This is a genomic window from Streptomyces sp. NPDC088350, from assembly GCF_044753545.1.
Lineage (GTDB): Bacteria > Actinomycetota > Actinomycetes > Streptomycetales > Streptomycetaceae > Streptomyces.
Genome location: NZ_JBIVNL010000016.1, coordinates 40,500 through 60,514 on the forward strand (window position 1 = coordinate 40,500; position 20,015 = coordinate 60,514).

Below are 20,015 nucleotides of genomic sequence, written 5' to 3' on the forward strand. Positions count from 1 at the left end.
CCGGGCGTCGTCAGCCCGCCGCCTCCTTGCGCCGTGCCCGGTACGCGGCCACGTGCAGCCTGTTCCCGCAGGTGCGGCTGTCGCAGTACCTGCGCGAGCGGTTCCGGGAGAGGTCGACGAAGGCGCGTCGGCAGTCGGGGGCCTCGCAGCGGCGCAGCCGCTCCTGCTCGCCGGCCACCACGAAGAACGCGAGCGCCATCCCGCAGTCGGCGGCGAGATGGTCGGCGACCGAGGCACCGGGCGCGAAATAGTGCACGTGCCAGTCGTAGCCGTCGTGGTCCGTGAGCCGGGGTGTGGTGCCGGCGGCGGCGACCAGGTCGTTGATCACCCCGGCGGCGGCCCGCGGGTTCGGGGCCGCGAAGACCGAGGTGAACCGTCCGCGGATCTTGCGCACCGCGGAAAGATCGAACTCCGACAGCACCCCGACATCGCTGATCTCGTGGTTTCGTACGAAATCCGCGAGCTGCGCGACATCCTGCAGTCCGTCCGGCGCCGTGGCGTCCTCCGGTGCGGTGTTCACCAGATCGACCACGGTGTCGAGGGCACACCGGGTGTCGTGGGTGATCAGCACGTTTCGCTCCCTGGCCTGGGGGTCGGGCGGGCGCCCGCCGATGCTGGCCGATGGTAGTGGCTTCCCGGAGGGCGGCCCCATGCCTCTATGAACGGCATCGCGCTTCTCGCGGTTCCCCGGACTCGCGGTTCCCCGCATCACGGAGGGTCGCCCGGCCGGGCGCCACGCGCACCGGCGCCGCCCCCGCGACGAATCGCGGCGACGGCGCCGGTGTGTGCCTTATGCGGTTGTCCAGGCCCGAGCCGTCTCCCCGAGTTCGGACGGCGCCGGGTGGCTTGGTCGGGACCCTCGTGCTAGCTCTCCGCCAGGATGTGCGACAGCTCCTGATCCAGGTCGAAGTGCCGATGCTCCGTGCCGGGTGGCACGGCGGCGTCCGTCCGCTTCAGGAAGGACTCCAGGGCCCGCGCGGGAGCCTCCAGCAGGGCCTCGCCCTCGGGAGAGCTCAGTGCGATGCAGACGACGCCCTGACCGTGACTACGGGATGGCCAGACACGGACGTCGCCGGTGCCGGTGGGCCGATGGAGGCCCTCAGCGAGGAGGTCGCGGGCGAACACCCACTCGACGGTCTCCTCGGCTCCGGTGTGGAAGGTGGCGTGCACGGCGTAGGGGTCGGCCGTGTCGTACCTCAGGCCTGCGGGGACAGGCAGGGATGACTCGCTCGACACAACGAGGCGCAGGTGCAGCTCGCAGCTGACCGTGGTGTTCATAAGCGCCAGGGCCTTTCGCTCAGTGTGCGCTCGGGGATTCGCACGTCGGCGAAATCGACATGCCACCTACGGTGCCGTTGTAAACCCCTCTGAGTGTTTTGCGTGCCTTTACGTAACTCTTCCGGCCGAGAGCTCGATCGCGTGATGCGGCCATTCCGGTGACTGGTTTCCCTCGGGTAGGGTTTGTCCGTATGAATACGGGGAGTGACGAGCCGGGTGAGGTTGTCGTGGTGCCGGACGGGGCGGCCGACGAGACGCCGGGCGAGACGAGAGCGGACGGGGCGCGGGGCGAGCAGGGGCTCGGTTCCAAGGCGCCGGAGTTCATCAAGGCGCGCCGCGCGCTGCATCTGAGCTGGCAGGTCGGCGTCTTCGTCATCGGCCTCGCGGTCGTGGTCGCCGGCGTCATCATGCTGCCGTTGCCGGGGCCGGGCTGGGTCGTGATCTTCGGCGGCATGGCGATCTGGGCGACCGAGTTCGTCTGGGCCCAGCTGGTGCTCCGCTGGACCAAACGCAAGGTCACCGAGGCGGCACAGCGCGCGCTCGACCCCGAGGTGCGCCGCCGGAACATCGTCCTGACCTCGATCGGCCTGGTGATCGTGGTCGCGCTTGTCAGCGTCTACGTCTGGAAGTTCGGCGTCGTGATGCCCTGGAAGATCAAGGACCAGTGACCCGGTGGCGGCGCCCGGACGCCTCCCCGCGCTGGTCGGAGGCACCCGCTGACATGGGGTAATGTTCTCCGTGCGCCCGGGCGATTAGCTCAGTGGGAGAGCGCTTCGTTCACACCGAAGAGGTCACTGGTTCGAACCCAGTATCGCCCACCCGGACCGACGGCCCGCCTGTGATCACACAGGCGGGCCGTCGTCGTTCGCCCATCCGCCCGCCTGTGTCGACTCCGCACCGCTCAGGCGTTTTTCGGCCGGTCGGCATCTGGGCGCAGCGGACCGCATCCTGTTCGGTCGACCGGTCAAGGCCGCCTCACCTGCGGTGTCCGCCGCCCGGCCCGCGTGGCGCGCTCGTCGTCGCCGTCGTAGCGCTCAGCGGGTCCACAAGAAATTCCTGTCCGAATCATTGACGCACCCCGAGGGTCTCCGTAACTTGTGCCAGCAAGCGCTTACTTGAAACGATTCATGCAGGTGGCAACGACGCTACGGGGAGGGCCCATCATGGGAACCGGCACGAATGTGGAGAGGCGTACGGTCCTGAAGACGGCAGGAGTCTCGGCGGTCACGCTGGGGCTGGCCGCGACGGGGTGCGGTGGGAACGACGGGACGTCCGTGGACGGGACGGTGACGATCCGTTACTCGTGGTGGGGTGCCGAGGAGCGGGCGAAAAAGATCAATCAGTCCATCGCGCTCTTCGAGAAGAAGTATCCGAAGATCAAGGTGAAGACGGACTTTCAGGACTATCCCTCTTTCTGGGAGAAGTTCCAGACGCAGGCCGCGGGCGGAAATCCACCGGACGTATTCCAGAACGCCGTTGGTTTTCTTCGGAAGTACGACAAGAGAGGCGTCCTGCTCGATCTCAAGCCGCAGATCGACGCGGGAAATCTGAGCCTGGATCACTTCCGTCCGGGCATCACCTCGGTGGGCCAGGTCGACGGCAAGCAGCTCGGTATTCCGGTCGGTTCGAACACCATGGCGCTGGTCATCGACAAGAAGGTCTACGAGAAGGCGGGCATCGACCCCACGGCGGGCTGGACCTGGGACGAGTACTTCAAGGCACTCAAGACGATCTACGACAAGACCGAAGTCCCCGGCGACACGGGCTACTTCAGCATCATGTACCTGTACGACCTCTACCTCCGGCAGAACGGCAAGGCGTTCTTCACCAAGGACGGCCTCGGATTCCAGGAGTCGGATCTGACGGAGTGGTGGACGGACGGGTACAGCCGGGTGAAGGCCGGGATCGTCACCTCCCCGAAGGTCGTCGCCCAGGACACCCCCAAGTCCTCGCTCTCGGCAGGACACGGCGCCTCGGAATTCACCTGGGACAACTTCACCGTCCGCTACTCCGCGGAGGGCAGCAGCACCTACGGCCTCGCGCCGATCCCCACCACCGACGGCAAGGACACCGGCCAGTACCTCGCCTCCCTCATGCTCAGCGGCTCCGCGCGCACCAAGCACCCCAAGGAAGTCGCCCAGTTCATCAACTTCATGGTCCACGACCCCTCGGTCGGCAGGATCATGGGCTACGACCGGGGCATCCTCGCGACCACCGACCAGTACGACGCCTTCAAGCCGACCGACACGGTCCAGAAGGAGATCGCCCAGTACGAGGCGGACACCGCCAAGGCCGGAGTCCTCGGGACGATCACCCCGCACCCGTCCGGCGCCGACACCGCCGAGTCCGCCTTCCTCCGGATCGGCGGGGACATGGCACTGGGCAAGACCAAGGTCGCCGACGCGGTGAAGCAGTTCTTCTCCGAGGCGCAGGCCGCCTTCTCCGCCTGATGGGAACCGCCGTGACGCTCGTCAAGGACGCTCCGCCCGACGCCCGGCAGACCCGTTCCGCAGCCCCCGCCGACCGGAAGCGGCGGGGGCGCCGCGAGAACCTCGCCGGCTACCTCTTCATGTCCCCGTGGATCGCCGGCTTCCTGCTGCTGACCGCGGGCCCCATGGTCGCCTCCCTCTACTTCGCCTTCACCGACTACAACCTCTTCAACAGCCCGAAGTGGATCGGCTTCGACAACTTCACCCGGATGTTCGACGACCCGAGGTGGCAGAAGTCGGTCGAGGTGACGGCGAAGTACGTCGTCATCGGCACCCCGCTGAAACTGCTCCTCGCCCTCGGCGTCGCCATGCTGCTCGCCCAGAGCCGCCGCGGCCAGGCCCTCTACCGGGCCGCCTTCTACGCCCCCTCGCTCATCGGCGCGAGCGTCTCGATCGGCTTCGTCTGGCGGTCGCTCTTCTCCGACGGCGCCGTCGTGGACCGTACGCAGTCCCTCTTCGGCATGCATGTCGGCGGCTGGGTCGGCGACCCCGACTGGATCCTCTACTCCCTGGTCGCGCTCACCGTCTGGCAGTTCGGCGCACCGATGGTCATCTTCCTCGCCGGGCTCAAGCAGGTTCCGAAGGAACTGTACGAGGCGGCCGAGATGGACGGGGCCGGTCCCTTCCGCCGCTTCTGGAGCATCACGCTGCCGATGATCTCCCCGGTGCTGTTCTTCAACGTGCTGCTGGAGACCGTCCACTCCTTCCAGATCTTCGGCTCGGCGTACGTCGTCTCCAACTCCCAGTGCGGACCGGCGGACGCCACGCTCGTCTACACCTGTTACCTCTACCAACAGGGCTTCAAGAACGCCCAGATGGGCTTCGCGTCCGCGATGGCCTGGATGCTGCTGCTCGCCGTGGCGCTCGTGACGGCCGTCCTCTTCTGGTCGCAGAAGAAGTGGGTGCACTACGAGGAGGACGCCCGATGAGCGCCACCACGACCACGAAGCCGAAGCCCCCGGGCGTAGGCGCGGGCCTGGGCCGCAAACGCACCGGCTCGCTCGGCTGGCACCTCGGAGCCCTGGCCGTCCTCGCCGTCGTCCTCTACCCGGTGCTGTGGGTCATCGGCGCCTCGTTCAAGCCGAGCAAGGACATCGTCAACAGCCTGCAACTCTTCCCCGGGCACCCGATCCTCGCCAACTTCAAGGGCCTGGCCAAGGGCATCGCCGACATCTCGATCTGGACCTTCTTCCAGAACTCCCTTTTCTACGCCCTCGGTTCGGTCCTCGGCATCCTCATCTCCTGCTCCCTCACGGCCTACGCCTTCGCCCGCATCCGGTTCGCCGGCCGCAACCTGCTGTTCTCCCTCATGATCGGCACACTCCTGCTGCCGTACCACGTGCTGCTGATCCCGCAGTACGTGATGTTCCAGAAGCTTCAACTGGTCAACACCTACGTCCCGTTGCTCATCGGCAAGTACCTCGCGACCGAGGCCTTCTTCGTCTTCCTCATGGTGCAGTTCATGCGCAACCTGCCGAAGGAACTGGACGAGGCCGCCCGGCTCGACGGCTGCGGGCATCTGCGCATCTACTGGTCGATCGTGCTGCCGCTGTGCCGGCCCGCGCTCATCACCAGCGCCATCTTCACCTTCATCAACGCCTGGAACGACTTCATGGGCCCGCTGATCTACCTCAACGAACCGGGCAAGTACACGGTCTCGTTGGGCCTGATGATGTTCCGCGACTCGGACGGCGTGGCCGCCAACTACGGCGGGATGATCGCGATGTCACTCGTCGCGCTGCTGCCAGTGCTGTTGTTCTTCCTCGCCTTCCAGCGGTACCTGATCGACGGTATGGCGACCTCCGGACTGAAGGGCTGAGACGGTGGCCGAAGCACGAGTGAAGGCGCGCGGGGAGTCGGTCTTCGCCGAGCGGTTCGGGGTGTTCGCCGAATGTCTGCTCACCGGGGTGTGGATCGCCGTCGCGTCGGCGGGAGTTGTCACATATCCGGCCGCGTTCGCCGCCGGGGCACGGCACTTGAGGCGCCGCACGAGTCATGTGGGCGGCGGCTGGCGGGAGTTCGTCGCGGACTTCCGGGCGGCCGTGCGCGGTGGGTGGCTCGTCGGGCTTGCCGGGTGGGGTGCGGGGGCCGCCGTGTGGGTGGACGTCCAGGCCGTGCGTGCCGGGCTGCCCGGTGGGCCGCTCGTCGGGGCCGTCGGTGTCCTCGCGCTGATCGGGGTCGTCGTCGCCGGGATGCGCGCGGCGGCGGTCTGGGCGCTGGGGGACACCTGGCGGCAACTGCTCGCCGCCGCCGGTCGCCGTACGGTGCTCGACCCCGCCGGTTCCTTCCTGCTCGTCGGCGGGCTGGTCCTCGTCGGCTGTTCCGCCCTGCTCGTCGCACCGCTGGCGGTCCCCGTGCTGGGGGCCGTGGCCGCGGCGGCCGTCGCCGTGGAGGAGCGGTACCGGCACCGCTGACGGGCGGTGCCCTCGCACCAGGTCGACGCCTTCCCGGCGTCGCACCTCTCTCTGTCATGCCCCTGACTAGACGGACTTGAAGAAAGCTTCCCGCACGGAAAGGACAGGTCATGTCTCCCCTTCCCCGCAGGTCCCTCCTCAAGGCAGCCGCTGTCGCCGGTGCCGCCGCGCAGTTCAGCTGGGCGCTAGGAGCGAAGGACGCCCAGGCCGCGCCGAGAGCCGCGGCGGCCGACGCCGACCCCGTGACCCTCGACTGGCTGGAGGACGGCGGTCTCGGCGCCGCGCCCGGTTCGACGGTCGGTGTGCCGTGGCCGATGGGCACCTACCAGGAGGACCAGACCTTCGCGCTGGCCGACGCCGAGGGCACGGCTGTGCCGGTGCAGTCCTGGCCGATCGCGTACTGGCCCGACGGATCGCTCAAGTGGACCGCGCACGCGGTGAGTTCGGGCTCCGGCACGCTCACCCTCACCGCCGGGGACACGGCCGCCCCCGACAAGAAGATCACCGTCGACAAGCACGGCGGCACCGTCGACGTGTCGACCGGGGTCATCACCGCGAAGATCGGCAAGAACGGCTCCACCCTCATCAAGTCGGTCACCCGGGGCGGCACGGAGATCGCCAAGAACGGCCGTCTCGTCCTCATCCGCCAGCCCGAGATCGAGGACGAGGACCAGGGCGCGGTGAAGACCGAGCGCTTCGACGGGGTGATCGGCGAGGTCACCGTCGAACAGGACGGCCCGGTAAGGGCGGTGGTCCGCATCGACGGCAAACACCGCAAGGGCGGCCGGAGTTGGCTGCCGTTCTCGATCCGCCTCTACTTCTACGCGGGCGCCGGCTCCTTCCGCATGGTGCACACGATCACCTTCGACGGCACGGTGGAACCCGGCAAGGCCGGCGGTGACTTCATCCGCGGTCTGGGCGTCCGCTTCACCGTGCCGATGCGCGACCAGGCCTACGACCGCCACATCCGCATCGGCGGCGAGGGAACGGGCCTGCTGCGCGAGGCGGTTCAGGGCATCACCGGCCTGCGCCGCGACCCGGGCGCGGCCGTCCAGGCGGCCCAGTACGCGGGCCAGAAACTGCCGGACCCCTCCACCTGGGACCAACGGGTCACGACCCGCCTCCAGTACATCCCCAAGTGGGGCGACTACACCCTCTCCCAGCTCTCCGCCGACGGCTTCACGCTGCGCAAGCGCACCACCAAGGGCCACGGCTGGATCGCCGCCGGCGGTGGCGGGCACGCCTCCGGATTCGGTTACGTCGGCGGGGCGAGCGGCGGATTCTCCTTCGGGCTGCGGGACTTCTGGGAGAAGTTCCCCGCCCAGCTCGACATCCGCGACGCCCACACCGACCAGGCCGAGGTCACCCTCTGGCTCTGGTCGCCCGAGGCCCAGCCGATGGACCTGCGCTTCTACCACGACGGCATGGGCCAGGACACGTACGCCGAACAGCTCGAAGGCCTCAACATCACCTACGAGGACTACGAACCCGAATTCGGCACCCCGTACGGCATCGCCCGCACCTCCGAACTCCTCTTCTGGGCCAACGAGTCGACGCCTACCCCGGAGACCCTCGCCCAACAGGTGGAAGCCGTACGGGTGTTGCCCCAACTCGCCGCCCCGCCGAAGCAGTTGATCAAGTCCAAGGTGTTCGGCCCCGGCCTCTACTCCGAGCCCGACCGCTCCACCGCCGCCAAGGCGAAGATCGAGGACCACCTCGACTTCCTCTTCACCTACTACAAGGACCAGGTGGTGCAACGCCGTTGGTACGGCTTCTGGGACTACGGCGACTTCATGCACTCGTACGACACCGTGCGCCACCAGTGGCGGTACGACATCGGCGGCTACGCCTGGGACAACTCCGAGCTGTCGCCGGACATCTGGCTCTGGTTCGCGTACATCCGCTCGGGCCGCTCGGACATCTTCCGCTTCGCCGAGGCACTGACCCGGCACACCGGTGAGGTGGACGTCTACCACCTGGGCCAGTGGGCGGGGCTCGGTACGCGGCACGGCGTCCAGCACTACGCCGACAGTGCCAAGCAGCAGCGCATCGCCAACACCACCTATCGGCGCTACTACTACTTCCTCACCGCCGACGAACGCGTCGGCGACCTCATGGCCGCCAACGTGGACTCCGACGAGACGTTCCTCGTCCTCGACCCGATCCGCAAGATCCGCACCGCGCCGTACACACCCGACCGGCATGCCCTGTCGATCGGATTCGGCACGGACTGGAGCGGGTTGGTGTCGGCGTGGCTGACCGAGTGGGAGCGCAGGGGCCCCAAGTGGGAGAAGGCCAAGGCGCGCGTCCTGTCGACGATGGAGACAATCGCCGCCCAGCCCAACGGATTTGTGCAGGGGAGCGGACTGTACGACCTCGACACAGGCAGGTTCGCTGTCGCCTCCGCGCCCGTGGTCTCCGTCTCGCACCTCTCGGCCGTCTTCGGTCTCAACGAGCTGTGCGCGGAGCTGATTCACCTCGTCGACATGCCCAAGTTCAAGGAGGTGTACCTGGATTACTGCCGCTACTTCAACGCCTCCAAGGCGGAACAGGCGGCACGCTACGGCTCCAATTTCGGCACCCTGCTGCTCTTCCAGGGCCACTCGCGCCTCGACGCGTACGCCGCCGTACAACTCGGCGACGCGACGCTCGCCAAGCGGGCGTGGAGCAAGTTCTACGGCTCCGACGGCTATATGGAGTCCTCACCGTGGAAGACGGAGGCGCTGACCGGCCCGGTCACCCTCGTCCCGGGCGGCGAGGCCGCGTGGGTGTCGTCGAACGACACCGCGCTGTACGGCCTCGCCGCCATCGAGAACCTGGCCCTGCTCGGCGACAAGATGCCCTAGCGCAGGGCTAGTTCATCCTCCCCAGTACGTCCCGCACCCGCCGGGCGTCCCGGATCCGCTGCTCGTACGTCGCGCCGAGTGCGAGCAGCAGGAGTCCGGCGAGGGCGGGCGGCGCCCAGCGGGGCAGGGCGCCGACCACCTGGGCGAGGTACGGGGCGAGTTCGTGCAGCGCGTCCAGGACGAGGGTGGTGCCGCCGAGCACGAGCGGCGCCTGGAGCCGGTGCCGCGCGCCGATCAACGTGACCAGCAGCGCGGCCGTGCCCAGGAGCAGGGGGCGCGTCCAGTGCGCGTCCGCCCAGGCCGCGAGGAGGCTCGGGGCGAGCGTGGCGGTGAGCCCGGTGCCGTACGCAGTCCAGGACGAGGTGTTCGGGTCGCGGCGCCTGCGCAGCGCGCCCACGAGCAGCGCCGGGACGGTCACCGGCAGCGTGTACGCCTCGGGGCTGCCGATGTCCCACGCGGACAGCCGCACCCAGGTGGCGAGGACGAACAGGGCGGCGGCCAGGTAGCCGAGGCTCCTGCGGTCGGGCCGTAGCGCCGTGCCCGCCGCGATCACTCCGCACAGGGACAACACCAGGGCCAGCATGGGCAGTTGGGCCGCCGAGAGGCCGATCGCGACCAGGCCCGCGACGGCGCCCGTGATCTCGACGGCCTTGGTCGTGGCCGGGTCGCCGACGCGCGGGGCGAGCAGCGCGGCCGTCACCGGTACGGCGAGTACCAGCAACGCGATGTGCTGCGGTTGCCAGTCGAGAGAGGCGCCCACCGCACAGGCGAGGCCCGTGGCGTATCCGAGGGACGCGGCTGCCGAGACCGGCGCGAGGCGTCCGAGCCGGGCGGCACCCGCGAACAGGACGGTCAGCGACGCGAGTACGGCGAGGGTGGCCGGCTCGGCCGCGAGGGAGAGGAAGGCGAGGCTGAGGGACGTGACCAGCGCGAGCGTGGTGGCCGTGCGGTGGGTGAGGGCGAGCAGCGCCATGACCATGAGCCCCTGCACCAACAGGCCGACGGCGTACGGCAGTTGCAGCGCGGTCGGGAGAGTGAGTGCCGTGGCGCAGGTCAGGGTCAGGGCGGTGGCCAGTGCCTGGGAGCGCCACTCGGCGGTGCGGACGGTGAGGATCAGTACGGCGGCAACTGCGGCCAGGACGAGGGGAGTCGCGGTCGTGTGCGGCGGCCAGAAGGTGTCCACCGCCGCCGCGTCACGGGCGTTGCCCGGCGCTCCGGACCAGACGCGCGACACCCACGCGGCCGGACCGAGCAGCGTGATGCCGACGACCGGCAGCGCCCACAGCACCGCGCCCGCCTGGACGATGCCGGAGGTCCAGCCGAGGCCGTCGCGCACCGGCTGGGGGAGTCGGCCCCGTACCAGTGCCAACAGGGCGATCCCGCACGCCAGATAGCCCGGAACCGTCCAGTCGGCGGACAGCGAAGCGCGCACCACGCCACCCAGACCGGCGACCACGAACAGGCCGCCCGCCGCGGCCGTGCTCGTCCTGAGCCCCCGGCCGGTCGCGAGCCACGCGGCGCCGAACGCGCCCGCCGCCGCGAGAGCGAAGAGCGCCGCCGCACGGGCGGCGGCGCCCGGACCGGCCCCGTCCAAGGAGATGAGGCCGGCCGCCGGCACACCCCAGCCGCCCATGCCGAACGCGCCGCCGGCGGCGACGAGACGAACGGCCCTGGGGGTGGCCCGGAGCGCGAGAACCATGTCGATCACGGCGGTCAGCAGTACCGCGGCCGTGATCGTGCGAGGACCCCCACCGGCCGCGATCGCCCAGAGAATCAAGGGGAGTTGGGCGATCGCGAGCGCGGCGGGGAGGGGGAGGAGAAGGGTCGGTGGGGCGGGCGCGGTGGTCGGTTCCGCGCGGGTGACGGCCGGGTTCGGGAGCGCGGCGAGCCCGATGCCGTACGCCGTCCAGAGCGCCGTCAGTACCGTCGCCGCTGCCGCCGCGAACGTCACGCCGTCCCCGTCCGGGAACGCGACCTCGTGCAGCGCGTAGGCGTCCAGCACCGTCAGCACGAGACCGAGGCACGCGAGCGACTCGGCCGTGGAGCGCAGACCCCGCCGCAGCAGCGCGACGGGTGCGCAGAGCGCCGCCAGGGTCACCGCGCCGAGCACCAGAGCCCGGCCGGCGATCCCCAGGCTCCCCCAACTCACCAGCGTGAACGCCATCGCCGCGAGGGTGAGCAGGATGCCGCCGAGGAACAGCAGCACGTTCTGCACACCCGGCGCGGTGGCCTCCGGCTTGGGCGGGGCGGCGGGTGCCGGCATCACCGGTGTGGGCCGGACCGGCTGAAGCACCGTCAGCAGCCAGGCCCGCCGGTGGAGCAACTGCGTACGGCGGGCGTCCAGTTGGTGCAGCTCCGCGTCCAGGAGCCGCAACTCCACGACCGGGGGCGGAATGTGCGTCATGACTCGGAGTGTGGTGCCCGTCACGTCGTACAGCATGAGTACGCGTACTCAAACGTGCGCGGATCCCGGGAGAAGGGCGTGCGAGCGGGCAGACTCCCGGCATGGACTGGACCCACTACCGCTTCCACGCCCAGTGGGCCCTGCCCGCGCCGCCCGCCGTCGTGTACCCGGTGCTGGAGCGGGCCGAGGAGTATCCGCGCTGGTGGCCGCAGGTGCGCGAGGTCAACCAGATCGACGACACGACCGGCGTCATCCGCATCCGCGCGAGCCTGCCGTACGCCCTGACCTTCACCGCGCGGGAAGTGCGGCGCGATCCGGGCGCCGGGGTGCTGGAGATCGAGATGACCGGCGACCTGGCGGGCTGGGCACGCTGGACGCTCACGGCCGACGGCCCCGGCACGCTCGCCCGCTACGACCAGGAGGTCGACCTGAACCGGCCGTTGCTCAGGTGGTTCGCCGTACCCGGACGGCCGGTGTTCCGCCTCAACCACGCGCTGATGATGCGGGCCGGACGGCGCGGGCTCCTCGCGCACCTGGACGCGGTCTGACGGAAGCGGTTTGAAGGATGGCGGCGGGGGCCTGTATTGTTCGGTGCGTTCCCGGGCGATTAGCTCAGTGGGAGAGCGCTTTGTTCACACCGAAGAGGTCACTGGTTCGAACCCAGTATCGCCCACCGGGAAAGGCCGGTCCGCAGCAGCGGACCGGCTTTTTGTTGTGCCTGTGCGGTTATGCGGCCTCCGCCGTCACGTCCGGGCGCAGTGGCCAGTCCGTGCTCACGGTCTCCGGCGTCCCGCTGCGCGCGAACCACGCCTGGAGCCCCCGCGCCTGTGCCGCGTGCCACGTCGACTGCAGGGTGTGCAGTTCGGCGGGGGACAGCCGCTCCAGGCGGGTCGCGAAACGGCGGCCCAGGGCCCGTACCAGCTCCAGCGAGGCCAGCGCGTCCGCGCCCGCGTCGTGGGCGCCCTCCAGGGTGACGCCGTAGTGCGCGCACAGGTCGGTGAGGGTGCGGCGGCCCTTGCGGTAGCGGTCCAGGTGTTTGTCGAGGACCCGGGGGTCCAGGACCCGCAGCGCCGTCGACTCGAACCAGTGGTCCAGCGAGGACGCGCGGTGGCGGCGCAGCTCGCGGTCCAGGAGGGTCAGGTCGAAGGGCGCGTTCATCACCACCAACGGGCGCCCCATGGCGGCCTGTTCGGCCAGTTCGTCGGCTATCTCGTGCATCACCGGCGCGGGCCAGCGGCCGTTGCGCTGAAGATGCTCATCGGTCAGTCCGTGAATCGCCGTCGCCCCGGCGGGCACCGGCACCCCCGGGTTCACCAGCCACCGGGTCACCCGGGGACGGGTGCCGGGGGCGTCCTGGACGACGACGGCGGCCGACACTATGCGGTCGGTCTCCACATCCACGCCCGTGGTCTCCGTGTCGAACGCGGCCAGCGGGCCCTCGTACCAGCACGTCATACGTACACAACTCCTCGTTCACCCACGGCAGCTGACGCGCCGTCTTCTGCCAGTTTGGTGATACCCGGGCTGTTTGCGCCGTACGCCGGAAGGACACAACAGGAGTACGGGTCTTTGCAGTTCAGCGACCCGACACGCGTAGTCGGAACACCAATTCACCTGAAATTGGAAGGCTGTTGGTCATGGCGATAGCGCAGCCCGAGCGGGGCGGGCTGCTGCCCGAACGGACGGCACCCCATCGCGGCTCACTCGCCACCACCGCCTGCATGGAGACACTGCAGGTGGGCTATCTGCACGCCGTCGCCGCGGCGGCCGGCTGCTCGCTGTCGCAGCCCTTTCCGGACAACGGCATCGACTGGCACGTCAGCCATGGCTCGCCCGGGCACACGGTGGACGACGAGGTCACCATAAAAGTGCAGCTCAAGTGCACCTACCAGATCCCGCCGAACCCGCCGGGACGCTCCTTCTCCTTCACGCTCGACAACGACCATCTGCGCAAGCTCGCCCGCACTCCGGTCTCGGTGCACAAGATCCTGGTCGTGATGCTCGTCCCGCGTTCCCAGGACGACTGGCTGCGCGCCAGCCACGACCGGCTCGACCTGCGGCACTGCTGCTACTGGGTCAACCTCGCCGGTCACGCGATCACCGGCCGGACACGGACCACCGTGCGGATACCGACCTCGCGCATCTTCGACGACCGGGCGCTGTGCGAGATCATGACGCGGGTCGGGACGGGAGGCAGGCCATGAGGCACCGCTCGGTCGAGGAACACCTGCGGTCGGTACGACCCCACCCCGACGACCAGGCCGACACCTCCTGGGCGGGGCCCCCCGCCCCCGACCAGGTCGACCCCGCCGTCCTCGGCGCGCTGCTGCGCCGGCACGGCTGGCAGCGGCGCGGCGGAGCCGCCGGACGGTACGGCCGCTGGACCCCACCCGGGCCCGGCGGCTCGGGCACCAGCCTGCTGGTCCCCGAGAGCCGGGCCTTCCCCGACAGCGACGACCTCCTCGGCGAGGCACTCATCGCCCTCGCCCGCAGCAACACCCCCTCCGCCCGCGAGGTCCTCATCGGCCTCGCCGTGCCCAGCGACGAGATCCGCTGGTGGCGGGACATCCCGATCGGCCCGGCAGGCGCCGCGCCCTGGACCGTGGAGGACCAACTCCGCGCCGCCGCCCGCCAGATGCTGCTCGCCGCCGCCCTCGCCAACCGCGCCCGAGCGGGCTACTACGGTGCCCGCCACCGCCGCCCGGCCGCCGCGTCCCTGGAGAACGTCCTCGTCGGCTCCGCACCCGGCGGCCGGCAGCTCACCGCGTTCGTCCCCGTCGGCGCGGGCCGCGCTCTCGCCGTACGCCTCCACCAAGCTCTGTACGCCACCCGCGAGGCCATCGACTACGAGCGGGCCACCGGCGGCATGGACGCCTTCGACGGCGCTGTCGAGGCAGGCGTCAGCCGTGAGTTGACCGAGGCCGTCGTCGCGCTCGTGCGCGGCACCGAGGGTGCCCGGATCGCCGTCGAGTGGGCGCCCGCCGCCGGGATCCCCGAGGGCTGCGCCGCCCCCGCCGAGGCCGTCGAGTTCTCGCCCGGCGACCTGCCCGTGCTGCGCGCGGCCGGCGCCCGCTATCTCCGCGAGGAACCGGCCATGCCCGTGCGCATCACCGGCTCGGTGGTGCGGATGCGCAGGTCGGGGCCGCGTGGCGAGGGCACCGTACGGATGCAGGTGATCGCCGGCGCCGAGGTCGGGCACGTCCGCATGACCCTGGACGAGGAGTCGTACCGCATAGCCGGGCACGCCCACCTCGTCGGCCTCCCGGTGCGGGTGCACGGCCGGCTGGAGAGCCGGGGCGGCTTCCGCAGGCTGACCGGCGCCTCCGGGGTCGTACCCGTGCAGGTGGACGAGGCGGAGCGGGACCGGTTGATGAAGTCCCTGCAGGAGAACCTCGACTTCTTCGAGGAGGCGTGCAGCGGGGAGGACTGAGGGAGGGGGAGTGCGGCAACCGTTTCGCGGTGGGCCCCTTAGGGTCGGTACGATCCCCTATTGCGCGCGCTCCCGGTATGGCGCCGCATCCACCCTGCAGTCAGGAGAGACCGGTGTCAGACGTCCGTGTGATCATCCAACGCGATTCCGAGCGGGAAGAGCGCACGGTGACGACGGGCACGACGGCCGCGGAGCTCTTCGCCGGCGAGCGCTCGATCATCGCCGCGCGCGTGGCCGGAGAGCTCAAGGACCTGGCGTATGTCGTCTCCGAGGGGGACGCGGTCGAGGGCGTCGAGATCTCCTCCGCCGACGGCCTGAACATCCTGCGCCACTCCACCGCGCACGTCATGGCGCAGGCCGTGCAGGAGCTGTTCCCCGAGGCCAAGCTCGGCATCGGCCCGCCGGTCAAGGACGGCTTCTACTACGACTTCGACGTCGAGCGGCCGTTCACGCCCGAGGATCTCAAGGCCGTCGAGAAGAAGATGCAGGAGATCCAGAAGCGCGGGCAGCGGTTCTCCCGCCGTGTGGTGACCGACGAGGACGCCCGCGAGGAACTGGCCGCCGAGCCGTACAAGCTCGAACTGATCGGCATCAAGGGCTCCGCCTCGACCGACGACGGCGCGGACGTCGAGGTCGGCGGCGGTGAGTTGACGATCTACGACAACCTCGACGCCAAGACCGGCGACCTGTGCTGGAAGGACCTCTGCCGAGGCCCGCACCTGCCCACCACCCGCAACATCCCGGCGTTCAAGCTGATGCGCAACGCGGCGGCCTACTGGCGCGGCAGCGAGAAGAACCCGATGCTCCAGCGCATCTACGGCACCGCCTGGCCCTCCAAGGAGGAGCTGAAGGCGCACCTCGACTTCCTGGTCGAGGCCGAGAAGCGCGACCACCGCAAGCTGGGCAGCGAGCTCGACCTGTTCTCGATCCCCGAGCAGATCGGTTCCGGTCTCGCCGTGTTCCACCCCAAGGGCGGTGTCGTCCGCCGGGTCATGGAGGACTACTCGCGCCGCCGCCACGAGGAGGAGGGCTACGAGTTCGTCTACACCCCGCACGCGACGAAGGGGAAGCTCTTCGAGACGTCCGGGCACCTGGACTGGTACGCCGACGGCATGTACCCGCCCATGCAGCTCGACGAGGGCGTGGACTACTACCTCAAGCCCATGAACTGCCCGATGCACAACCTGATCTTCGACGCGCGCGGCCGTTCCTACCGTGAACTGCCGCTGCGGCTCTTCGAGTTCGGGACCGTGTACCGCTACGAGAAGTCGGGCGTCGTGCACGGACTGACCCGCGCGCGCGGCTTCACGCAGGACGACGCGCACATCTACTGCACACGCGAGCAGATGGCCGACGAGCTCGACAAGACGCTCACCTTCGTCCTCAACCTGCTGCGCGACTACGGCCTGACCGACTTCTACCTGGAGCTGTCCACCAAGGACCCGGAGAAGTTCGTCGGCTCGGACGAGGTCTGGGAAGAGGCCACCGAGACGCTGCGACAGGTCGCCGAGAAGCAGGGGCTGCCGCTCGTCCCCGACCCGGGCGGTGCCGCGTTCTACGGCCCGAAGATCTCCGTCCAGACGAAGGACGCGATCGGCCGGACCTGGCAGATGTCGACGGTCCAGCTGGACTTCAACCTGCCGGAGCGCTTCGACCTGGAGTACACCGGCCCCGACGGCTCCAAGCAGCGGCCGGTCATGATCCACCGTGCGCTGTTCGGTTCCATCGAGCGGTTCTTCGCGGTGCTGCTTGAGCACTACGCGGGCGCCTTCCCGGCGTGGCTGGCGCCGGTGCAGGCGGTCGGCATCCCGATCGGGGACGCGCACGTCGAGTACCTGGAGAAGTTCGCCGCAGCCGCCAAGAAGAAGGGGCTGCGCGTCGAGGTCGACTCCTCCTCGGACCGGATGCAGAAGAAGATCCGCAACGCGCAGAAGCAGAAGGTGCCGTTCATGGTCATCGTCGGCGACGAGGACATGAACGCCGACACGGTGTCCTTCCGCTACCGCGACGGCTCGCAGGAGAACGGCATCGCGTTCGACGCGGCCATCGCGAAGATCGAGCAGGTCGTGGCGGATCGCGCGCAGGTCTGAGTCCGTCGCTTCGGTTTCGGGAGGCCCCCGGGGAGTTCAGCAGTTCAGCTCCCCGGGGGCCTCCCGTCGTCCTCCCGTGCGAAGACCTGGAGCAGCCAGGAGGCGAAGGTTCCGGTGACCGCGCCCAGCAGGGCCAGACCGATGGCCATCATGCCTACGGCGATCAGGCGGCCGAGCGGGGTGATCGGCGCGACGTCGCCGTAGCCAACGGTCGCGAAGGTCGCGCAGGTCCACCAGACGGCGTCGCCGAAGGTCCTTATCGTCGCGCCGGGGGCGGTGTGCTCCTCCTGGTAGACCGAGAGGGCGCCCGCGAAGCCCAGCAGGACGGTGGACAGGCCGGCGTAGACGATCACGCGCGCGTGCAGCGCGAGCCGGGGCCGGCCGTGCCGGCGCTGCACGGTCTCGTACACCTTGACCACCCGCAACGGGCGCAGGAGTGGCAGGACCAGCACCAGCGTGTCCAGCAGGTGCGTCCGTACGAAACGCAGCCGCTGCCCGCTCAGCCACCAGCGGACCGCGTAGTCGACGGCGAAGAGCGCCCAGGCGGCGAACAGTACGGCGAGGCAGAGGTCCTGCCCGTCGCCCGACAGGCCGTGCGCCAGGATGCTGACCGCGTAGGCGGCGAGGTAGACCATCGACGCCACGGCGAGCGGCACCTCGGTACGCCGCTCCCAGCGGGCCCTGCGGCTGTCGTCGTCCATCGGTCCAGCTTGGCGGCGGCCACCCGTCCCGCAACCCCGGCGACACGCCGCGAACGAGCGAAGCCATATGCTGACTTGCATGACGAGTGAGCCGGAGCAGCAGATCGGAGTGGGGACGCCGGACGCGTTCCAGCGCCTCTGGACCCCCCACCGGATGGCCTACATCCAGGGTGAGAACAAGCCGACCGGCCCCGGGGCCGACGACGGTTGCCCCTTCTGCTCGATTCCGGCGAAATCGGACGAGGACGGGCTGATCGTCAGGCGCGGTGAGCTGGTGTACGGGGTGCTCAATCTGTACCCGTACAACGGCGGCCATCTGATGGTCGTGCCCTACCGCCACGTCGCCGACTACACCGACCTGACCGACGCGGAGACCGTGGAGCTCGCGGCGCTCACCAAGCAGGCGATGACGGCCCTGCGGACCGCGTCCGGCGCCCACGGCTTCAACATCGGTATGAACCAGGGGAGCGTGGCAGGCGCGGGCATCGCCGCCCACCTGCACCAGCACATCGTCCCGCGCTGGGGCGGCGACACCAACTTCATGCCGGTGGTCGGCCACACGAAGGTGCTGCCCCAACTCCTCGCGGACACACGGAAGATGCTGGCGGACGCGTGGCCCACGGTGTGAGCCACACGACCGGCTGACTACGCGTCGTAGAGGTCGGCCTTTCGCGGCGACGCGTCCTGCACGTTCGTGCTGAGGAACGACGACCGGTTGCCGAACTTCTCCGTGTCCACGCCGTTCTCGTCCAGGACGCGGATCGCGGCGGCGTGCACCACCCGCAGGACCGGTGTCGCGGCGCGCAGCGCGTCGTCCGCCATGAAGCGGTGGCGCCAGGGCTGGTCGGCCCAGGCGTGCCGCAGGCCGAACGGCTCGGGCAGGGATATCGAACCGCCGAGCCAGTTCAGCAGCGGCGGGTACCAGGTGATCGGGGCGCGGACCGCGAGACGTACCACCTCGTCGGTGGGGACCAGCGGGAGATTGACCTTGCGGGTCTCCCACGGCTTGAAGGTCTTCTGGACGTCCTTGGAGGGGGCCTCGGGCTTGCCGGTGAACAGCGAGTTCACGGGGCCCAGGGCGTGCCCGGTGATCTCGATGCGCAGCGTCTTGTGCAGCACGGTCACCGTGATCATCATCGTGATGACCAACTGCCCTTCCCAGAGCGTCCATTGGACACCCAGGTAGTGGCGGTCGCCGGCGCCGAACTGCTGCTTGTTGCAGATGTCCTGTATCGCGTGCGACTTCACCTGGTACGCGTCCACGTCCGTGCCCTCGGGCCGGGACACCGCCTTGGCGCCCTCACCGATCGGCGTGACGACCCAGTGGCGTATGGACGCCTTCGGGAAGCCGCCGGTGTTGATCGTGTTCCGCTCCAGCATGCGCAGGTCGTCGTGGATGTTCCGGATGACGTCCCAGCTGCGGAAGGGGTGGATCTCCCGGTCGGCGTCGCGCGCGATCAGGTCCTCGGCGAGCTGCCAGCTGCCCCAGCGGGTGCCCATGCCCAGGATGCCCTTGGGACCCGCGTAGAAGATCGAGTTCGACTGCTGCTCGGCACTGAGCTTGGCCAGGGACTGGCGGAGCTGCTCGGCCTGGGTCTCGCCGGGGCTGGTCGGGACCGCCTCGGGGACCTTGGCGCCGACGCTGCTGCCGGAGAGCAGGCTGTCCCAGCGCCCGCGCAGGTCCTTCGCGGTGTTCTCGCAGATCTGCTTGGCCCACAGCCAGCCGACCACCGGGAGGACGACGCACGCGCGTGCGTACCAGGCCCAGAAGCCCGTGAACGGCATCTTGATCAGGAAGATCACGGCGACCGCGCCCACCCCGACGAGCAGGGTCGTGGCGAGGGCACCGGCCCGCTTGTTCTTCTGGGTGCGCTTGTCTATCTGGCTGCGGAGCTGGAAGACCAGCAGCCAGATCAGGAGCCCGGGCAGGAAGAGCAGGCCGCACAGCACCATGACCATGGACAGCCGGTTGTCCCGGGCCCGGCGGATGTTGTTGGCCGCCAGGGCGTGCTCGACGACCGCCTGCGGTTCGGTGCCGAACGACTGGATGAGCGGCTTGCGTCCGGGGCCGAGCATGCGGGCCACCACGGCTCCGGAGAACGCCTCGCCGAGGTTGGGGCGGAAGATCGTCGCCCACTTGCGGCCCTCGTTGACGGCCGTCTGGTGCCATTCGTTGTCGGCCTTCTTGATGTCCGCGACCGGGTTGTCCCGGTAGGCCGCCGAGGCCAGCGCGAAGGTCGCCGTCTGGCCCTCGTCGCCCGTACGCGGCACCTGTGGTCCGAAGATGTCCGCGTAACCGCTGTCAACGGTCATACCCGCCCCCGATCGCCGCTGTTCCCGCTTCTGCGGCTTTCCCGACTTCC

At 69.6% G+C, this 20,015-nt stretch carries 17 protein-coding genes and 2 tRNA genes; 13 read left to right on the plus strand and 6 right to left on the minus strand.

The features are described 5' to 3' along the window. Positions 1-10: 10 nt before the first annotated feature. Together ACIQBL_RS41560 and ACIQBL_RS41565 are read right to left on the minus strand one after the other, a co-directional pair. Positions 11-571 carry a CGNR zinc finger domain-containing protein gene (locus tag ACIQBL_RS41560; RefSeq protein ID WP_401952320.1) on the minus strand — a complete coding sequence of 187 codons (561 nt, stop codon included), beginning with the start codon at positions 569-571 and terminating at the stop codon, positions 11-13. 293 nt (positions 572-864) lie between these two features. Continuing rightward, positions 865-1,278: an SsgA family sporulation/cell division regulator gene (locus ACIQBL_RS41565; RefSeq protein ID WP_004002642.1), complete on the minus strand. Its 414-nt coding sequence runs from the start codon at positions 1,276-1,278 to the stop codon at positions 865-867. Positions 1,279-1,469: 191 nt separating this feature from the next. On the opposite strand from ACIQBL_RS41565, the gene ACIQBL_RS41570 reads away from it, so the two are divergent. The 7 genes from ACIQBL_RS41570 (at position 1,470) to ACIQBL_RS41600 (ending at position 9,027) form a co-directional block, all read left to right on the plus strand. Continuing rightward, positions 1,470-1,946, plus strand: a complete 477-nt coding sequence (locus ACIQBL_RS41570) for a TIGR02611 family protein (RefSeq protein WP_401952323.1) — start codon at positions 1,470-1,472, stop codon at positions 1,944-1,946. A gap of 78 nt (positions 1,947-2,024) precedes the next feature. Beyond that, positions 2,025-2,096: transfer RNA gene (locus tag ACIQBL_RS41575), tRNA-Val, on the plus strand. Positions 2,097-2,441: 345 nt separating this feature from the next. Next, entirely contained in the window at positions 2,442-3,728 is a 1,287-nt protein-coding gene (locus ACIQBL_RS41580) for an ABC transporter substrate-binding protein (protein ID WP_401952325.1), read from the plus strand. Beyond that, entirely contained in the window at positions 3,728-4,696 is a 969-nt protein-coding gene (locus ACIQBL_RS41585; protein WP_401952328.1) for a carbohydrate ABC transporter permease, read from the plus strand. The genes ACIQBL_RS41580 and ACIQBL_RS41585 overlap by 1 nt, the downstream gene beginning before the upstream one ends. Beyond that, on the plus strand, positions 4,693-5,586 hold the full coding sequence (locus ACIQBL_RS41590) for a carbohydrate ABC transporter permease (RefSeq protein ID WP_401952330.1): 894 nt from the start codon (positions 4,693-4,695) through the stop codon (positions 5,584-5,586). The genes ACIQBL_RS41585 and ACIQBL_RS41590 overlap by 4 nt, the downstream gene beginning before the upstream one ends. 4 nt (positions 5,587-5,590) lie before the next feature. Next, positions 5,591-6,181, plus strand: coding sequence for a hypothetical protein (locus ACIQBL_RS41595; protein WP_401952333.1), 591 nt, complete (start codon positions 5,591-5,593; stop codon positions 6,179-6,181). Positions 6,182-6,291: 110 nt separating this feature from the next. Continuing rightward, positions 6,292-9,027: a Tat pathway signal sequence domain protein gene (locus tag ACIQBL_RS41600; RefSeq protein WP_401952335.1), complete on the plus strand. Its 2,736-nt coding sequence runs from the start codon at positions 6,292-6,294 to the stop codon at positions 9,025-9,027. Positions 9,028-9,034: 7 nt separating this feature from the next. Here ACIQBL_RS41600 and ACIQBL_RS41605 read toward each other — a convergent pair whose 3' ends face one another. Next, complete coding sequence (locus ACIQBL_RS41605; protein ID WP_401952338.1) at positions 9,035-11,467, minus strand: SCO7613 C-terminal domain-containing membrane protein; 2,433 nt, start codon at positions 11,465-11,467, stop codon at positions 9,035-9,037. A gap of 65 nt (positions 11,468-11,532) precedes the next feature. Between ACIQBL_RS41605 and ACIQBL_RS41610 the strand changes: the two genes are divergently transcribed. Both ACIQBL_RS41610 and ACIQBL_RS41615 read left to right on the plus strand, forming a co-directional pair. Beyond that, positions 11,533-11,979 (plus strand): SRPBCC family protein, encoded by a 447-nt coding sequence (locus tag ACIQBL_RS41610; RefSeq protein ID WP_401952340.1) that lies wholly within the window; start codon positions 11,533-11,535, stop codon positions 11,977-11,979. 53 nt (positions 11,980-12,032) lie between these two features. Continuing rightward, positions 12,033-12,104 (plus strand) — tRNA-Val (locus ACIQBL_RS41615). Positions 12,105-12,157: 53 nt separating this feature from the next. Here ACIQBL_RS41615 and ACIQBL_RS41620 read toward each other — a convergent pair. Then, on the minus strand, positions 12,158-12,886 hold the full coding sequence (locus ACIQBL_RS41620; protein ID WP_401952343.1) for a 3'-5' exonuclease: 729 nt from the start codon (positions 12,884-12,886) through the stop codon (positions 12,158-12,160). Between the two features lie 182 nt (positions 12,887-13,068). Here ACIQBL_RS41620 and ACIQBL_RS41625 point away from each other — a divergent pair, with 182 nt between their 5' ends. From ACIQBL_RS41625 to thrS, 3 genes are all read left to right on the plus strand, one after another. Continuing rightward, the gene (locus tag ACIQBL_RS41625; RefSeq protein WP_401952346.1) at positions 13,069-13,635 is read left to right on the plus strand and encodes a DUF4365 domain-containing protein; all 567 of its coding nucleotides are present in this window, start codon (positions 13,069-13,071) and stop codon (positions 13,633-13,635) included. Continuing rightward, the gene (locus ACIQBL_RS41630; protein ID WP_401952348.1) at positions 13,632-14,861 is read left to right on the plus strand and encodes a hypothetical protein; all 1,230 of its coding nucleotides are present in this window, start codon (positions 13,632-13,634) and stop codon (positions 14,859-14,861) included. The genes ACIQBL_RS41625 and ACIQBL_RS41630 overlap by 4 nt, the downstream gene beginning before the upstream one ends. A gap of 113 nt (positions 14,862-14,974) precedes the next feature. Then, positions 14,975-16,951 (plus strand): threonine--tRNA ligase, encoded by a 1,977-nt coding sequence (gene thrS / locus ACIQBL_RS41635; RefSeq protein WP_401952351.1) that lies wholly within the window; start codon positions 14,975-14,977, stop codon positions 16,949-16,951. Between the two features lie 44 nt (positions 16,952-16,995). On the opposite strand, the gene ACIQBL_RS41640 is transcribed toward thrS, so the two are convergent. Continuing rightward, the gene (locus ACIQBL_RS41640) at positions 16,996-17,652 is read right to left on the minus strand and encodes an ion channel (protein ID WP_401952353.1); all 657 of its coding nucleotides are present in this window, start codon (positions 17,650-17,652) and stop codon (positions 16,996-16,998) included. A 67-nt stretch (positions 17,653-17,719) separates the two neighbouring features. Here ACIQBL_RS41640 and ACIQBL_RS41645 point away from each other — a divergent pair, with 67 nt between their 5' ends. Further along, the gene (locus ACIQBL_RS41645) at positions 17,720-18,280 is read left to right on the plus strand and encodes an HIT family protein (RefSeq protein ID WP_400977942.1); all 561 of its coding nucleotides are present in this window, start codon (positions 17,720-17,722) and stop codon (positions 18,278-18,280) included. Positions 18,281-18,297: 17 nt separating this feature from the next. Here ACIQBL_RS41645 and ACIQBL_RS41650 read toward each other — a convergent pair whose 3' ends face one another. Next, positions 18,298-19,965, minus strand: a complete 1,668-nt coding sequence (locus ACIQBL_RS41650) for a hypothetical protein (RefSeq protein WP_401952356.1) — start codon at positions 19,963-19,965, stop codon at positions 18,298-18,300. Positions 19,966-20,015: the final 50 nt, after the last annotated feature.

Bases quoted from the DNA above. Each gene is read 5' to 3' on its own strand.
- ACIQBL_RS41565 (WP_004002642.1), bottom strand. From the start codon at position 1,278: ATGAACACCACGGTCAGCTGCGAGCTGCACCTGCGCCTCGTTGTGTCG.
- ACIQBL_RS41570 (WP_401952323.1), top strand. From the start codon at position 1,470: ATGAATACGGGGAGTGACGAGCCGGGTGAGGTTGTCGTGGTGCCGGAC.
- ACIQBL_RS41580 (WP_401952325.1), top strand. From the start codon at position 2,442: ATGGGAACCGGCACGAATGTGGAGAGGCGTACGGTCCTGAAGACGGCA.
- ACIQBL_RS41585 (WP_401952328.1), top strand. From the start codon at position 3,728: ATGGGAACCGCCGTGACGCTCGTCAAGGACGCTCCGCCCGACGCCCGG.
- ACIQBL_RS41590 (WP_401952330.1), top strand. From the start codon at position 4,693: ATGAGCGCCACCACGACCACGAAGCCGAAGCCCCCGGGCGTAGGCGCG.
- ACIQBL_RS41600 (WP_401952335.1), top strand. From the start codon at position 6,292: ATGTCTCCCCTTCCCCGCAGGTCCCTCCTCAAGGCAGCCGCTGTCGCC.
- ACIQBL_RS41605 (WP_401952338.1), bottom strand. From the start codon at position 11,467: ATGCTGTACGACGTGACGGGCACCACACTCCGAGTCATGACGCACATT.
- ACIQBL_RS41610 (WP_401952340.1), top strand. From the start codon at position 11,533: ATGGACTGGACCCACTACCGCTTCCACGCCCAGTGGGCCCTGCCCGCG.
- ACIQBL_RS41620 (WP_401952343.1), bottom strand. From the start codon at position 12,886: ATGACGTGCTGGTACGAGGGCCCGCTGGCCGCGTTCGACACGGAGACC.
- ACIQBL_RS41625 (WP_401952346.1), top strand. From the start codon at position 13,069: ATGGCGATAGCGCAGCCCGAGCGGGGCGGGCTGCTGCCCGAACGGACG.
- ACIQBL_RS41630 (WP_401952348.1), top strand. From the start codon at position 13,632: ATGAGGCACCGCTCGGTCGAGGAACACCTGCGGTCGGTACGACCCCAC.
- ACIQBL_RS41640 (WP_401952353.1), bottom strand. From the start codon at position 17,652: ATGGACGACGACAGCCGCAGGGCCCGCTGGGAGCGGCGTACCGAGGTG.
- ACIQBL_RS41645 (WP_400977942.1), top strand. From the start codon at position 17,720: ATGCTGACTTGCATGACGAGTGAGCCGGAGCAGCAGATCGGAGTGGGG.
- ACIQBL_RS41650 (WP_401952356.1), bottom strand. From the start codon at position 19,965: ATGACCGTTGACAGCGGTTACGCGGACATCTTCGGACCACAGGTGCCG.